The 13,726-nt window shown below is 71.6% G+C and carries 12 protein-coding genes and 1 pseudogene; 10 read left to right on the top strand and 3 right to left on the bottom strand.

Annotated elements, in window-relative coordinates:
- Nucleotides 1–89: 89 nt before the first annotated feature.
- On the bottom strand, nt 90–911 hold the full coding sequence (locus tag QZ749_RS20400; protein ID WP_296950561.1) for a LysR family transcriptional regulator: 822 nt from the start codon (nt 909–911) through the stop codon (nt 90–92).
- A 182-nt stretch (nt 912–1,093) separates the two neighbouring features.
- Entirely contained in the window at nt 1,094–1,945 is an 852-nt protein-coding gene (locus QZ749_RS20395) for an N-acyl homoserine lactonase family protein (RefSeq protein ID WP_296950558.1), read from the bottom strand.
- On the opposite strand from QZ749_RS20395, the gene QZ749_RS20390 reads away from it, so the two are divergent.
- The 8 genes and pseudogenes from QZ749_RS20390 to QZ749_RS20355 all read left to right on the top strand — a co-directional run bounded on the left by QZ749_RS20390 (nt 1,944) and on the right by QZ749_RS20355 (nt 11,191).
- Nucleotides 1,944–2,240, top strand: a complete 297-nt coding sequence (locus tag QZ749_RS20390) for a hypothetical protein (RefSeq protein ID WP_296950556.1) — start codon at nt 1,944–1,946, stop codon at nt 2,238–2,240. The two genes, QZ749_RS20395 and QZ749_RS20390, sit on opposite strands and share 2 nt — an antisense overlap.
- Before the next feature lie 58 nt (nt 2,241–2,298).
- Nucleotides 2,299–3,276 carry a ferritin-like domain-containing protein gene (locus QZ749_RS20385; protein WP_296950553.1) on the top strand — a complete coding sequence of 326 codons (978 nt, stop codon included), beginning with the start codon at nt 2,299–2,301 and terminating at the stop codon, nt 3,274–3,276.
- Nucleotides 3,277–3,289: 13 nt separating this feature from the next.
- Entirely contained in the window at nt 3,290–4,582 is a 1,293-nt protein-coding gene (locus QZ749_RS20380; protein WP_296950550.1) for an Nramp family divalent metal transporter, read from the top strand.
- Nucleotides 4,583–4,697: 115 nt separating this feature from the next.
- Entirely contained in the window at nt 4,698–5,285 is a 588-nt protein-coding gene (locus tag QZ749_RS20375) for a sigma-70 family RNA polymerase sigma factor (RefSeq protein WP_296950547.1), read from the top strand.
- On the top strand, nt 5,282–5,986 hold the full coding sequence (locus tag QZ749_RS20370) for an anti-sigma factor domain-containing protein (protein WP_296950544.1): 705 nt from the start codon (nt 5,282–5,284) through the stop codon (nt 5,984–5,986). Before QZ749_RS20375 ends, QZ749_RS20370 begins: the two co-directional genes overlap by 4 nt.
- A 349-nt stretch (nt 5,987–6,335) precedes the next feature.
- The gene (locus QZ749_RS20365; protein ID WP_296950598.1) at nt 6,336–7,346 is read left to right on the top strand and encodes an HlyD family secretion protein; all 1,011 of its coding nucleotides are present in this window, start codon (nt 6,336–6,338) and stop codon (nt 7,344–7,346) included.
- A pseudogene (gene rbbA / locus QZ749_RS20360) lies at nt 7,343–10,050 on the top strand (ribosome-associated ATPase/putative transporter RbbA). Before QZ749_RS20365 ends, rbbA begins: the two are co-directional and overlap by 4 nt.
- A gap of 1 nt (nt 10,051) precedes the next feature.
- Nucleotides 10,052–11,191, top strand: a complete 1,140-nt coding sequence (locus QZ749_RS20355) for an ABC transporter permease (protein WP_296950542.1) — start codon at nt 10,052–10,054, stop codon at nt 11,189–11,191.
- Nucleotides 11,192–11,382: 191 nt separating this feature from the next.
- Here QZ749_RS20355 and QZ749_RS20350 read toward each other — a convergent pair whose 3' ends face one another.
- Entirely contained in the window at nt 11,383–12,186 is an 804-nt protein-coding gene (locus tag QZ749_RS20350; protein ID WP_296950540.1) for a lipid-binding SYLF domain-containing protein, read from the bottom strand.
- A 271-nt stretch (nt 12,187–12,457) separates the two neighbouring features.
- Here QZ749_RS20350 and QZ749_RS20345 point away from each other — a divergent pair, with 271 nt between their 5' ends.
- Together QZ749_RS20345 and QZ749_RS20340 are read left to right on the top strand one after the other, a co-directional pair.
- Nucleotides 12,458–13,063 (top strand): HdeD family acid-resistance protein, encoded by a 606-nt coding sequence (locus QZ749_RS20345; RefSeq protein ID WP_296950535.1) that lies wholly within the window; start codon nt 12,458–12,460, stop codon nt 13,061–13,063.
- A gap of 201 nt (nt 13,064–13,264) precedes the next feature.
- Nucleotides 13,265–13,711, top strand: coding sequence for an Hsp20/alpha crystallin family protein (locus QZ749_RS20340; protein WP_296950532.1), 447 nt, complete (start codon nt 13,265–13,267; stop codon nt 13,709–13,711).
- Nucleotides 13,712–13,726: the final 15 nt, after the last annotated feature.

Raw genomic sequence — 13,726 nt, 5'->3', positions numbered from 1 at the left:
GACCCGTTCGAGGGCCTGGTCGATGTTCAGGGTGTCGATCGCGCCGAAGCCGACGAAAGCGACGGTACTTCCTTGCGCCGCGCGGACGCCTAGCGTTGCAGCGTCTCCACCAGGTGCTCCAGCACGACCCGCGTCTTGGCCGTCATCCGGCGGCCGACCGGGATCAGCGCATGCACCGGCGTCGTGGCGACGTCGGCCTCGGGCAGCAGGTGCACCAGGCGGCCGGCGGCGACGGCGGGCGCCGCGAAGCGGTCGACCAGCTGGGCGATGCCCAGGCCCAGCGTCGCCGCCTCGACCAGCGTGCGGCCGTCGCCGACGACCAGGGTTGGCGCCGGCATCAGCTCGCGGCGCTGGCCCTTGTCGTTCAATGACCAGCCGCGCACCTGGCCGGTGATACTGCGGAACAGGACCGGATCGTGCGCGTCCAGGTCGGCGATGGACGCGACCGCGCCGCGCCGTTCCAGGTAGGACGGCGCGGCGTACAGCGCGAGCTTGAGGTCGCAGATCTTGCGCACCGTCATCTCGCTGTCGGCGGGCAGGTTGCCGATGCGGATCACGATGTCCCAGCCGTCGCCGACGGGATCGGACATGCGGTCGCTCGCCGTCATCTCGACGGTCACCTTGGGGTAGCGGGCGCGCAGCGCGCCCAGCGCCTGTTCGGCCTCGCGCAGGCGCTCGAGCGCCCCGCGCGCGGCGGCCAGGTAGGTCTCGCCGTCCTCGGTCAGGCGCACGGCGCGCGTGGTGCGCTGGAACAGCCGGGTGCCGAGATGCTTCTCCAGCCTTTGCACCGCCTTGCCGACGCTGGACTTGTTGGTGCCGAGCCGCTCGGCCGCGGCGGTGAAGCTGCCCGTCTGCGCGACGGCGACGAACCCCAGGATGTCCTGCAGCGATGCGCTGGTCATGGCGTTCATTGATCTCCCGGGGAAACGAAGACAGTCGGTCCGTCGGGGTTGTCGCCGATCGGGACGCAAGCATACTGCGTTCGCGCCGCGCCGGCAACGCCGGCCGGCGCCGGTGGAGGCCGCCGGCCCTGCCGGGGGCGCGGCGCCTTGCGGCATCGGCCGATGCCCGCGGCGCCGTGGCGGCAACCGCATCAGTCGAGGAAGCCGGGCAGCTTGGGCAGCTTCGCGTTGTCCACCGGCTCGTGCTGGATGACCAGCGTCGCGTGCGTCCTGGCGATCACGTCGTCGAGCTTCCTGCCGGAGCGGATGGTCTGGTCGTGGTCGTAGTTCCAGGTCGGCACCTGGTGGCGGTGGTGGTTCTCGGTGAAGTGCCACTGGTCGCCGGACAGCACGTAGTTGCCGGATCGCGCGAGCCGGACCAGCAGCGCCATGCTGCCCGGCGTGTGGCCCGGGGTGGCGATGGTCTTGAGCGTGCCGTCGCCGAACAGGTCGACGTCGCCGTCCACGACTTTCACGCGGGTCAGTGTCTTGCCGGCAATGTGCGTGCGGTACAGCGATGCGTCGATGTAGCGTTCGGCCGCCGTCCTGGTGTCGGCCATCGCGTCGAGTTCGGCCCGCTGGATGATCAGGGTCGCGTTCGGAAAGGCGTCGACCTGGCCGGAGTGGTCGAAGTGGGCGTGCGACACGGCCACGTAGCCGATGTCGGCGGGGCGCAGGCCGAGGTCGGCGAGCTGCTGGACGATCGTCCGGTCGAGCCTGGTCGTGAACGTGCCTTCGACCAGCGGACCCTTCAGGTATTTTTCCGGCAGGCCGGCATCCCACAGCAGCCAGTCGTCGCCGTGCTTGATCAGGTAGCAGGACATGACGATGTCGTAGGACTGGCCCTTGTACAGGCCTTCATCCGACAGCATCGACTTGTCGCCGAGGGTCATGTGGCCGCAGTCGAGGCGGTACATCCGGACGTCCGGGGTGGCGGCGGACGCGGCGCCCATCGCGGCGAACGACAAGATGGCGGCGGCCAGGCTGGAAAGGATACGTTTCATGGCAATTCTCCTGAAGTTGGAATGGTGGGTGCTCGGAGCGCCTGAGGTGTCGTGGATTTGCCCTGGCAACCGATGGGACCAGTATGCCGCCCCATCCGGCAGCGATAAACGCGCCGATGAGCCATTCTTTGTTGCTCGCGGAGATACAATCGAGGCGGTTGCCGCTGGCCGGCCGGGATCGCCGCGATGGTCCGGCGGGCACGCTGAACAAAAAAACTTGAATCCGAACGCCATTGCGGCCAGTACAAGCACCATGCCGTGCGCGACTGGCCTTTCTTTTTTTTTGCTGCACTGACATTCCCGCGCACGTGCCGACGATGTTTTCTCGATGTTTCATTAACTGGAGAAATACCATGACGGACACGAATCTGACGTTGGCATTACTGGAATCGCGGCAACAGAAGCTGGAAAAACGGCGGTCCTTCTTCAAGAATGTCGGCGGCCTGAGCGTCGGCCTGGTCGGCGGGACGCTGCTCAGCGCCTGCGGCGGCTCGGTCCACGACGCCATCGCCCAGTCGGCGCAGCCGACCGATACCGATATCCTGAATTTCGCCCTCAACCTCGAATACCTGGAAGCGCAGTTCTATTCGTACGCCGTGTTCGGCACTGGCCTGAGTGCGAGCTTGCTGGGCGGCACGGGAACCCAGGGTGTCGTGACCGGGGGCAGGGCGGTCCCGTTCAAGGATCCGCTGGTGGCGCAATATGCCAAGGAAATCGCCCAGGACGAGGTGGCGCACGTGGGCTTCCTGCGCAAGGCCCTCGGCAGCGCCGCGGTCGCGATGCCGGCCATCGACATCGGCGGCACCGACCCGAACGGCGCCTTCTCGAGCGCCGCGCGGGCCGCCGGCCTGGTGGGCGCCGGCCAGGCGTTCGACCCCTACGCCAGCGACGAGAATTTCCTGCTGGGCGCCTTCATCTTCGAGGACGTCGGCGTCACCGCCTACAAGGGCGCGTCGCCGCTGATCAGCAACAAGACCTTCCTGGAGGCGGCGGCGGGCATCCTCGCGGCCGAGGCCTACCATGCGGGCCTGGTGCGCACGGTGCTGTACGCCAAGGGCCTGTCGACGCCGTCGCTGCGCACGTCCGCCGGCGCCATTTCCGACGCGCGCGACAGCCTGGACAATGCGGCCGACGTCGACCAGGGCATCACGACGGCCGGCGACGACACGGTCTCGAACATCGTTCCGCTGGACAAGGACGGCATCGCCTTCAGCCGTGCACCCGGCGACGTGCTGAACATCGTGTACCTGACCAGGGAGTCGGTCACCATGGGCGGTTTCTTCCCGAAGGGAGCCAATGGCCTGCTGAACATGAGCACCGCCTACGCCTGACATGGCGCCGCCCGTGTCCACGGAGACGGCGGCGCGCGGCGCCGCGCCCGGCGGCGTGCGCCGCGCCGGGCCCTGGTGGCGGCGCATCGGGGCCCATCTCGGCCCGGGCTACCTGGTCGCCGTCGGCTACATGGACCCGGGCAACTGGGCCACCGACCTGGCCGGCGGCGCCGCGCACGGCTATGCCCTGCTGTGGATCGTCGGCCTGTCCAGCCTGATGGCGATGCTGCTGCAGGTGCTGGCGGCGCGCCTGGGCATCGTCGCACGGGCCGACCTCGCCCAGCTGTGCCGGCGCCACGCCTCGCGCCGGTCCGCGCTGGCCCAGTGGCTGCTGTGCGAACTGGCCATCTGCGCCTGCGATCTCGCCGAAGTCATCGGCACCGCCATCGCCCTGGACATGCTGTTCGGCATACCGCTCGCCCTGGGCGTGCTGCTCACCGTGCTCGACGTACTGCTGATCCTGTGCCTGCAGAAGTCCGGGCTGCGTTACCTGGAAGCGTTCGTGATCGCGCTGATGGGCATCGTGGTCGTCTGCTTCGGCATCAACCTCGTGCTGGCACGGCCGGCGTGGGGCGCCGTCGCGGCGGGATTCCTGCCGTCGGCGCGCACCGTCACCGATCCCGGCATGCTGTACCTGGCGCTCGGCATCGTCGGGGCCACGGTCATGCCGCACAACCTCTACCTGCATTCGTCGACGGTGCAGCGGCGCGGGCACCGTGACGGCCGGGCGGACACGGGCGGCGCGATCGTCTTCGCCACCGTCGACGTCGTGGTGGCGCTGGCGCTGGCGCTGCTGGTCAATGCCGCGATCCTCGTGACGTCGGCGGCCGTGTTCCACGCGCGCGGTCATCCCGCGGTGGCCGAGCTGCAGGACGCCCATCGCCTGCTCGGTCCGCTGACCGGCACGGCGCTGGCCGGCACCCTGTTCGCGGTCGCCCTGCTGGCCGCGGGGCAGAGCTCGTCCGTCAGCGCCACGCTGGCGGGCCAGGTCGTGATGGAAGGCTTCGTCCAGTGGCGCCTGCCGCCCTGGGCGCGCCGCCTGCTCACGCGCGCGATCGCCGTCGTCCCGGCCTTCGCGGTCACGCTGGCCTGCGGCGACGCCGGGATCGGACGGCTGCTGCTGTTCAGCCAGGTCGTGCTCAGCCTGCAGTTGCCGTTCGCGATGTTCCCGCTGATCCGCTTCACGAGCGACAGGGCGGTCATGGGCACGTTCGCCAGCCCGCGCTGGATGCGTGGCGCGGCCTGGGCAACGATGGCGACCATCGTCGTGCTGAACCTCGTTCTCGTCGCGCGGACGCTGGCATGACGACGGCGTATGACCTGGAAGAATTTTTCGCGCGCCAATCGTACGCCGCATTGGCTGTGCTATTTTTGCAACAAACACTGTCACTGTCAGTGGCGTCATCAACGACAAGGCCTGCATGTCCGATCACCGCACTCCCGACCCCGCGCAGTTGCGCGCCTGGCTGCATGGCGCGGCACAACAGGATGCCGCCGCGTTCCGCAAGTTGTACGACGCCACCTCGGCCAGGCTGTACGGCTTCGCCCTGCGCGTGCTGGGCAGGCGCGAACTGGCCGAGGAGGCGCTGCAGGACGGTTACATCGCGATCTGGAACGGTGCCGCCGGTTACCAGGCGCACCTGGCGGCGCCGATGACGTGGATGACGACCATCGTGCGCAACAAGGCGCTCGATCTCCTGCAACGCAGCGGGAGGCAGGCCGGGATCGACGCCGAGCAGTTCGACGGCAAGGTCGCCGAAGCGCTGCACGATCCGCGCGCGACGCCGATCGAGACGCTCGCGCTCAGCCGCGACGCCAGTGCGCTGGCCTATTGCATGTCGGTGCTGGAAGGCGTGCATCGCCAGGTGCTCGGCCTGGCGTTCTTCCACGACCTGTCGCACAGCGACGTGGCGCAGCAGATGGCGCTGCCGATCGGCACGGTCAAGACATGGATCCGCCGCAGCCTGGACAAGCTCAAGACCTGCCTGGAGAAAGGCGCGCCCCGATGAACCTGCGCGACAAGCCGGCGCTGCGCGACAAGCTGGCGGCGGAATATGCGCTCGGCACGCTGCGCGGCCATGCGCGGCGCCGCTTCGAATCCTACCTGCACGATGACGCGGCCTTGCGCCGCGCGGTGGCGCAGTGGCAGGACCGGCTGGCCCCGATGGCGGAGTTCGCCGGCGCGCGCCAGCCGCCCGGGCGCGTCTGGAAGGGGATCGCACGGCGGCTGGACCTGCGCGGCGGCCACCCCGCCTGGCAGTTCTGGCGCAGCGGGTCGCTGCCGTTGTGGCGCTGGGTGGGGACGGTGTCGCTGGCGACCGCGCTCGTCCTCGGCGGCGCGCTGGTCGCCGAGCGCCGGCAGCTGGCGCAACCGGACTACGTCGCCACGCTGTCGGACGCCACGGCGCAGCCGGCCCTGTTGCTGACAGGGAATACGCGCCGCAACGTGCTGACCGTGCGGCTGCTCGGGAAGGTCGCCGTCGCCGACGACAGGACGCTGCAGCTGTGGGCCGTGCCCACCCGTGGCAATCCGCGTTCGCTCGGCGTGCTGGCGCGCCAGGGCGCCAGCACGCTGGCGCTCGGCCCCGAGGCGCTGGGCGCGGACGTGGCGCTGCTGGCGGTATCGCTCGAGCCCAGGGGCGGCTCGCCGGACCCGCAAGGTCCCACCGGCCCGATTCTCTACAAGGGGAACTGGGTGCGGCTGTTGTAAGCGGCGGGTGGCGGACGCGCCGTGGCCGCTGCACGTGCGCTTGGCGCGGCGGCGTGGTGCTCACGGGCAGCCACTTCGTGACGATGCGGCGGCGTGGCGACGGGTTCACTTTGATCCATCTCAGGCCCGTCGTCGACGGTCCCTGTCTATAGTGATGCCATTGCTGTCTGGCCGGCCGCTGGCGGGCGGCCCATCCGTGCGCAAGGCACCGTACCGCATGACGATCTTTTCCATCAAGCCACAGGCCATGTTGCGCGAGGCCGGCCGTTGGTCCGCGCGGATCCGGCGCATCGGGCCGACCCGGCTCGGACTGGTCGCGCTCGCCCCCTTGCTGGCCGTCGGCGCGGCGATGGCATGGCGCGGCCTGCGCGCGGACGCGGACGCGCCCGGCACCGGTTTCGTCAGCGGGAACGGCCGCGTCGAAGCCGTCGAAATCGATATCGCCAGCAAGCAGGCGGGTCGGATCGCGGACATCCTCGTCGACGAGGGCGACGTCGTGCGGGCGGGGCAGGTCGTGGCGCGCATGGACCTGCAGGCGTTGCTGGCGCAGCGCGACGAGGCCCGCGCCGGCGAACAGCTGGCGCGCGACAACGTGGCGGGAGCACTGGCCCAGCTCGCGATGCGGCGCGGCGACGTGGCGGCGGCCGGCGCGCTCGTCGTGCAGCGCCAGAGCGAACTCGACGCCGCCGAGCGGCGCCTGGCGCGGTCGTCGACGCTGGCCGCGAGCGGCGCGGCCGCCGTCCAGGAACTCGACGACGACCGTGCGCGCGTGCGCGGCGTGGCGGCCGCGGTGCAGGCCGCGCAGGCCCAGCGCGAGGCGGCGCAGGCCGCCGTCGACGCCGCGCAGGCCCAGGTGGTCGGGGCCCGCTCGTCGGTCGCGGCGGCCGTGGCGACCACGGCGCGCATCGATGCCGAACTGCGCGACGGCACCCTGACCGCCCCGCGGGCAGGGCGCATCCAGTATCGCGTGGCCGAGCCCGGCGAAGTGCTGGCCGCCGGCGGCAAGGTACTGAACCTCATCGACCTGACCGACGTGTACATGACGTTCTTCGTGCCGGAAGCGGCGGCGGGGCGGATCGCGCTCGGCACCGAGGTGCGCCTGCAGCTGGACGCGGCACCCGGCTATGCGGTGCCGGCGCGGGTGACCTACGTGGCCAGCAGCGCGCAGTTCACGCCGAAGTCCGTCGAGACGGCCAGCGAGCGCGAGAAGCTGATGTTCCGCGTCAAGGCCCAGGTCGACCCGGACGTGCTGGCGCGCTATGCCAGCCACGTCAAGGCCGGCGTGCCCGGCGTGGCCTGGGTGCGGCTGGATCCGCGCCAGCCGTGGCCGCCGGCGCTCGCGCGGGAGCCGGGACGATGACGGGCGCGGCCGGTCCGGTCGCCCGCGTCGCCGGCCTGACCGTGCGCTACGGCAGCCGCTGCGCGCTCGACGGCGTCGACCTGGCGCTGCCGGGCGGCGCCATGTGCGGCCTGATCGGCCCGGACGGCGTCGGCAAGTCCAGCCTGCTGGCGGTGCTGGCCGGCGCGCGCCGCGTGCGCCAGGGCCAGGTCCGGGTGCTCGGCGGCGACATGCGCAGCGCCGCCTTCCGCGCCCGCGCCTGTCCGCGCATCGCCTACATGCCGCAGGGCCTGGGACGCAACCTGTATCCGACGCTGTCGGTGGAGGAAAACCTGCAGTTCTTCGGGCGCCTGTTCGGCCATGCGCGGCAGGCGCTGCACGAGCGCATCGACCTGCTGGCGCGCGGCACCGGCCTGCTGCCGTTCCTGGCGCGCCCGGCCGGACAGCTGTCCGGCGGCATGAAGCAGAAGCTCGGCTTGTGCTGCGCGCTGATCCACGATCCCGAACTGCTGATCCTGACGAGCCCACCACCGGCGTCGATCCGCTGGCCCGGTCGCAGTTCTGGGCGCTGATCGCGGCCCTGCGCGCCGCGCGGCCGGCGCTGAGCGTGCTGGTCGCGACCGCCTACATGGACGAGGCGCGCGACTTCGACTGGCTGGCGGCGCTCGACGGCGGCCGCGTGCTGGCGGCCGGGGCGCCGGCCGAGCTGCTCGCGCGCACGGGCAGCGCGAACCTGGAACAGGCGTTCATCGCCCTGCTGCCGGCGGCGCGCCGCGCGCACCGTCCCGCCGCGACCGTCCCGCCGCCGCCGCCCGCCGGCGGCGCCGCGGCGATCGAGGCGCGCGGCCTGTGGCGCCGCTTCGGCGACTTCGTCGCGGTGCGCGACGTGAGCTTTCGCATCGCCCGCGGCGAGATCTTCGGCTTCATCGGCTCCAACGGCTGCGGCAAGACGACCACGATGAAGATGCTGACCGGGCTGTTGCCGCCCAGCGCCGGCGAGGCGCGCGTGTTCGGCCAGTTGCCGGACCGGCGCGACGCGACGGCGCGGCGCCGGGTGGGCTACATGTCGCAGGGCTTTTCGCTGTACCAGGAGCTGACCGTGCGGCAGAACCTGGTGCTGCATGCCCGGCTGTTCGACCTGGACGAGGCCTGCGTGGGCGAGCGCGTGGCGGCCATGCTGGACCGCTTCGCGCTCGCCGCGGTGCGCGACGCGCTGCCGGGCAGCCTGCCGCCGGGCGTGCGCCAGCGGCTGTCGCTGGCGGTGGCGATGGTGCATGCGCCCGAGGTGCTGATCCTGGACGAGCCGACCTCGGGCGTGGATCCGATCGCGCGCGACCAGTTCTGGGAACAGATGCTGCGCCTGTCGCGCGGCGACGGGGTGACGATCTTCGTCTCGACCCACTTCATGAACGAGGCCGAGCGGTGCGACCGGGTGGCCCTGATGCATGCCGGCCGCCTGCTCGCCTGCGGGCCACCCGCCGCCCTGTGCGCGCAGCGCGGGGCGCCCGACCTGGAGCAGGCGTTCATCGGCTGGTTGCGCGATGCCGACGGCGCCGTCGCGCCGCCCCGCCTGGCCCCGCGCCTGCCGCCGGCGCCCGCGGCGCGCGCGGGCGGCCTGCACCGCGCCGCCACGTATTGCCGGCGCGAGGTGCTCGAACTGCGCCGCGATCCGGTGCGCGCCGCCCTGGCCATGTTCGGCTCGCTGCTGCTGATGATCGTGATCGGCTACGGGATCGACCTGGACGTCGAGGACCTGCGCTACGCCGTGCTGGACCGCGACCAGACCGGACTGAGCCGCGACTACGCGCTCAACCTGTCGGGGTCGCGCTACTTCGTCGAGCGTCAGCCCTTGCGCGATTATGCCGAGCTGGACCGCCGCATGCGCGCCGGCGAACTGGCCCTCGCGCTGGAGATCCCGCCCGGCTTCGCGCGCGCCGTCGAGCGGGCCCGTCCGGTCCAGGTGGGCGCGTGGATCGACGGCGCCAACCCGGTCCGGGCCGAGACCGTCGATAGCTACGTCCAGGGCATGCATGCGCAATGGCTGGGCCAGCGCGGCCTGGCGCCGGCCGGTCCCGCCGGGCGGGTCAGCGTCGAGACCCGCTACCGCTACAACCCCGACGTGCGCAGCCTGCCCGCCATGGTGCCGGCCATCATCGCCATCCTGCTGCTGAACCTGCCGGCGATGCAGGCGGCGCTGTCCGTCGTGCGCGAAAAGGAAATGGGTTCCATCGTCAACCTGTACGTGACGCCGGTGCGGCGCAGCGAATTCCTGCTCGGCAAGCAGCTGCCCTATGTGGTCCTGGCGCTGGTCAATGCCCTGCTGATGGCGGCGCTGGCGATATGGGGCCTCGGGGTGCCGTTCAAGGGCAGCGCGGCGGCGTTCGCCGCCGCCGCCTTCCTGTATTGCGCCTGCTCCACCGGCATCGGCCTGCTGGCGTCGAGCTTCACGCGCAGCCAGATCGGCGCGATCTTCTTCACGATGATCGGCACCATGCTGCCGGCCATCCAGTTCGCCGGCCTGATCCATCCCGTCACCGCGCTGCAGGGGGCGGGCCGGGCGATCGGCGAAGCCTACCCGGCCTCGCACATGCTGACCATCGCCCGCGGCACGTTCGGCAAGGAACTCGGTTTCGCCGGCCTGGCGCCGGACTTCCTGGCGCTGCTCGCGGCGCTGCCGGTCATCCTGGGCCTGGCCATCGCCTTCCTGCCCAAGCAGGAGCGCTAGCATGGCGCGCGTCTCGCTGCGCAAGATCGTGCGCCTGGGCATCAAGGAATGGTGGAGCCTGGCGCGCGACCCCGTGATGCTGGGCCTGATCGTGTACACCTTCACGGCCGGCATCTACCTGGCGGCCACCGCCCAGCCGGATACGCTGACCCGCGCGGCGCTGGCCATCGTCGACGAAGACCGGTCGCCGCTGTCGCTGCGCATCCGCGCCGGCTTCGCGCCGCCGCAATTCATGCCGCCCGAGCTCATCGGCATGGACGAGGCCGACGCCCGCCTGGATCGCGGCCGCGCCACGTTCGTGCTGGTGATCCCGGCCGGCTTCCAGCGCCGCGTGCTGGCGGGACGCGAGGCGGCGCTGCAGCTGAACGTCGACGCGACCCGCATGAGCCAGGCGTTCACCGGCAGCGGCTACATCCGGCAGATCGCGCTGGACGAGGTCGATACGTTCCTGCAGCGCGTGCGCGCGCCGGCGGCGGCGCCCGTCGGGCTGGCGCTGCGCGCCCGCTTCAATCCGACGCTGACGCCGGCCTGGTTCGGCGGGTTGATGGAAATGGTCAACAACATCACGATGTTGTCGGTCATCCTCACCGGGGCGGCGCTGATCCGCGAACGCGAGCACGGTACCGTCGAGCACCTGCTGGTCATGCCCGTCGTCCCGCTCGAGATCATGCTGGCCAAGCTGTGGTCGATGGCCGCGGTCGTGCTGCTGGCCGCGGCGGTCGCGCTGCAGCTCGTGCTGCGCACCGTGCTGGCGGTGGGGGTGCAGGGTTCCGTGGCGCTGTTCCTGGCGGGCGCGGCGCTGCACCTGTTCGCGACCTGCTCGCTCGGTAACCTGCTGGCCACCGTCGCGCGCGGCATGCCCCAGTTCGGCCTGCTGGTGATCCTCGTGCTGCTGCCGCTGGACATGCTGTCCGGCGCGAATACCCCGCGCGAAAGCATGCCGGACGTCGTGCGCACCGCCATGCTGCTGGCGCCCACGACGCATTTCGTCGAGCTCAGCCAGGCGATCCTGTTCCGCGGCGCCGGCCTCGACGCGGCCTGGCGGCAGTTCCTGGCCCTGCTGGCCATCGGCGCGGCCCTGTTCGGCGTCGCGCTGGCCCGCTTCGGACGGGCCATGCGCGACGGCGCCGGCGGCGACTGACACGGTCGCGTGACGCCCGCCAGCGGCTCGTCCCCAGCGGCTCGTCCCAGCGGCTCGTCCCTAGCGGCTCGTCGCCAGCGCGAGCGTTGCAGTCGGGGCGCGCCCGGGAGTCCGCGCGGCAAACGGCAATGCGGCCGCAGCTGCCGAAAAGCCGGTATCGTGTGGCGCGCACGCTGCCGCCGCGTCCACGGCTAGCGGGTCGTCGCCGCGACCTTGGCGCCGCCGAGCGCTTGTCGCAATCCGTCGGCCTGCGGATGCGTCTGCGCACTGTCGATCGTCTGCATCGCGCTGACCGTCCTGCCGTAGTAGGCGTCGGTCAGCCGCTGGTTGTAGCGGATGTCGTTGACGGCCAGCGTGGCGGCGTTGCCGAACAGGCCCTTGGTGCCGGACCAGGCGATCACGTCGCCGCTGGTGGAACCCTGCGCCATCCGGGCGTAGTTGACGACGGTGAGGCCGGCATCGGCGCTGAGGGAGAAGTTGTTGCGGTTGCGGAAGCTGTCGACCGCCCGCTGGTTCATCAGCAGGAAGGCGATCGGTCCGCCTTCCACGCCGACCTGGAGTCCGATGCCGAGGCCGCCGAGGTTGAAGAACGCCGGATCGCCCCAGCTGCCGTCGGCCCGCCGCGCCACCAGCACGCCGGCGCCGCCCGCGGCGCCGACCGCGACCGCGGCGCGGCCGTAGCGCGGCACGATGTAGACGCCGCGCGCGCCCGCCAGCAGGTCGGCCATGCGCGGCGTCGCTGCCAGCGTGCGGGCGATGCGGGCCGCGTTGTCGACGTGGCGCGCGGCGGCCTGGCGGTGCCGGGCGTCGGCGTCGCCCTGTGCGGCTGGTGCGGCCGGTGCGGCCGGCGCGGCCGTCCCCGTGCCGGCCTGGGGCGGCGTGTCCTGGGCCAGCGCGGGCGGGACCGCACCGCACAGGAACGCCAGGGTTGCGGCGGCGGCGGCGCGCCGCCGGCATCCGGCCTGCAGCCGGTCGAACACGGTCGTGGGTGTCATCGTCGTTCTCCTTGGTGAGGGGCGCGCGGACATCCGGTCCTGCGCTGCCATGCCCGCAGCATAGGTTCATGCATCGAAGAGGCCTTGATGTCGGTCAGCGGGGAGATCGGGATCGAGGCGTCGGGACGCTGTCCACCACGCCCGGCGCCGCGCCGCCGGAACCCCGTGCGCGGCGGCGTGGTCGAACGGGAGAGCGCCGCGGTCGCGTGCCGCGGCGCCTTCCCGACATGACCCCGACATCATCCCGACATCACCCCGCCGGAGACCGACCATGGAACACGTCCTGCCATCGTGGCGCATGCTGGCCCTGCGCGGCGTCGCCGCCATCCTCTTCGCCGTCCTGTGCATCGGCTGGCCGCTGCTCAGCCTGATGCTGCTGATCGCCCTGTTCGCCGCGTACGCGCTGCTGAGCGGGTTCGCGTCGCTGGCCGCCGGCATGAACCGGCGCGGCAGCGACGACGGGCGCGTGGCCGCGCTGCTGCTGGGGGCCGTGAGCATCGGCGCCGGCCTCGTCGCCATGTCCCGGCCCGGCCTGACCGCGCTGGCCCTGGTGCTGCTGATGGGGGCCAATGCGCTCGTGACGGGGGCGATCGACGTGCTGCTCGCCGTGCGCCTGCGCACGAGCGCGGCGCGCGCGTGGCTGCTGGCGCTGGCGGGCGGCACCGCGATCGCCTTCGGCGCGATCGTGTTCACCTACCCGGGCGCGGGGGCGCTGGCCATGCTGTGGCTCGTCAGCCTGTACGCGTTCCTGTCCGGCGCCTTCCTGCTGGCGCTCGCGCTGCACGTCCGCGCCGGGGCCAGGGCGGCGCAACCCCCGGCCTTGCAGGAGCGGCGCTCGCGCCAGGACCGCCGCGCCGGCCCGGCGCGCCATGCCTAGCCCATGCCTGGCGCGGCGGACAGGGCAACAGGAACATGGCGTGGACGCAAGCCGGCGCATCAACGGCATCGCATCCCGCCCCGGTATCGGTTTGCGCTGGCTCACGATACCGTCGACGATGGCCCGTAGGATGAATGCGGCGTGCATGCACCACCATGCGGCGCAGCCGATCCTTCCACCCAATTTGCAAGGAGAACGACCATGGCAAGCAACGTGACGATGTTCGATCCCATGCGCGAAGTCATGCGCCTGGACCCGTTCCGCAGCGTCGAGGACCTGATGCGCGAATTCGCCGTCATGCCGGCGCTGCGGGGACTGGACCCGGAACGGCGCATCCGCGTCGACGTGCACGAGACGGACCAGGCCTACCTGGTGAAGGCGGACATGCCGGGACTCAAGAAGGACGACATCCAGATCTCGGTCGACGGCAACGTCGTGTCCATCAGCGCCACCGTGCAGGGCGAGCGCGAAGACACGCAGGGCGGCCGGATCTATACCGAGCGCTACAGCGGCGCCCAGTACCGCAGCTTCGCGCTTCCCCACGACGTGGACGACGGCAAGACCGAGGCGAAGTACAAGGACGGCGTGCTGCACCTGACCCTGCCCAAGAAGGCGGGCGCCGCGCGCAAGCAGATCCGCATCCAGTAGCGGCGGCGCGGGCGG

The organism is uncultured Massilia sp. (genome assembly GCF_913773735.1).
GTDB lineage: Bacteria > Pseudomonadota > Gammaproteobacteria > Burkholderiales > Burkholderiaceae_D > Telluria.
This window is presented reverse-complemented; position numbering and strand designations above follow the sequence as displayed.

Excerpts from the sequence above, each read along its gene's own strand:
- QZ749_RS20400 (WP_296950561.1), bottom strand. The coding sequence starts at position 911 with ATGAACGCCATGACCAGCGCATCGCTGCAGGACATCCTGGGGTTCGTC.
- QZ749_RS20390 (WP_296950556.1), top strand. The coding sequence starts at position 1,944 with ATGGCAATTCTCCTGAAGTTGGAATGGTGGGTGCTCGGAGCGCCTGAG.
- QZ749_RS20395 (WP_296950558.1), bottom strand. The coding sequence starts at position 1,945 with ATGAAACGTATCCTTTCCAGCCTGGCCGCCGCCATCTTGTCGTTCGCC.
- QZ749_RS20385 (WP_296950553.1), top strand. The coding sequence starts at position 2,299 with ATGACGGACACGAATCTGACGTTGGCATTACTGGAATCGCGGCAACAG.
- QZ749_RS20375 (WP_296950547.1), top strand. The coding sequence starts at position 4,698 with ATGTCCGATCACCGCACTCCCGACCCCGCGCAGTTGCGCGCCTGGCTG.
- QZ749_RS20370 (WP_296950544.1), top strand. The coding sequence starts at position 5,282 with ATGAACCTGCGCGACAAGCCGGCGCTGCGCGACAAGCTGGCGGCGGAA.
- QZ749_RS20365 (WP_296950598.1), top strand. The coding sequence starts at position 6,336 with ATGGCATGGCGCGGCCTGCGCGCGGACGCGGACGCGCCCGGCACCGGT.
- QZ749_RS20355 (WP_296950542.1), top strand. The coding sequence starts at position 10,052 with ATGGCGCGCGTCTCGCTGCGCAAGATCGTGCGCCTGGGCATCAAGGAA.
- QZ749_RS20350 (WP_296950540.1), bottom strand. The coding sequence starts at position 12,186 with ATGACACCCACGACCGTGTTCGACCGGCTGCAGGCCGGATGCCGGCGG.
- QZ749_RS20345 (WP_296950535.1), top strand. The coding sequence starts at position 12,458 with ATGGAACACGTCCTGCCATCGTGGCGCATGCTGGCCCTGCGCGGCGTC.
- QZ749_RS20340 (WP_296950532.1), top strand. The coding sequence starts at position 13,265 with ATGGCAAGCAACGTGACGATGTTCGATCCCATGCGCGAAGTCATGCGC.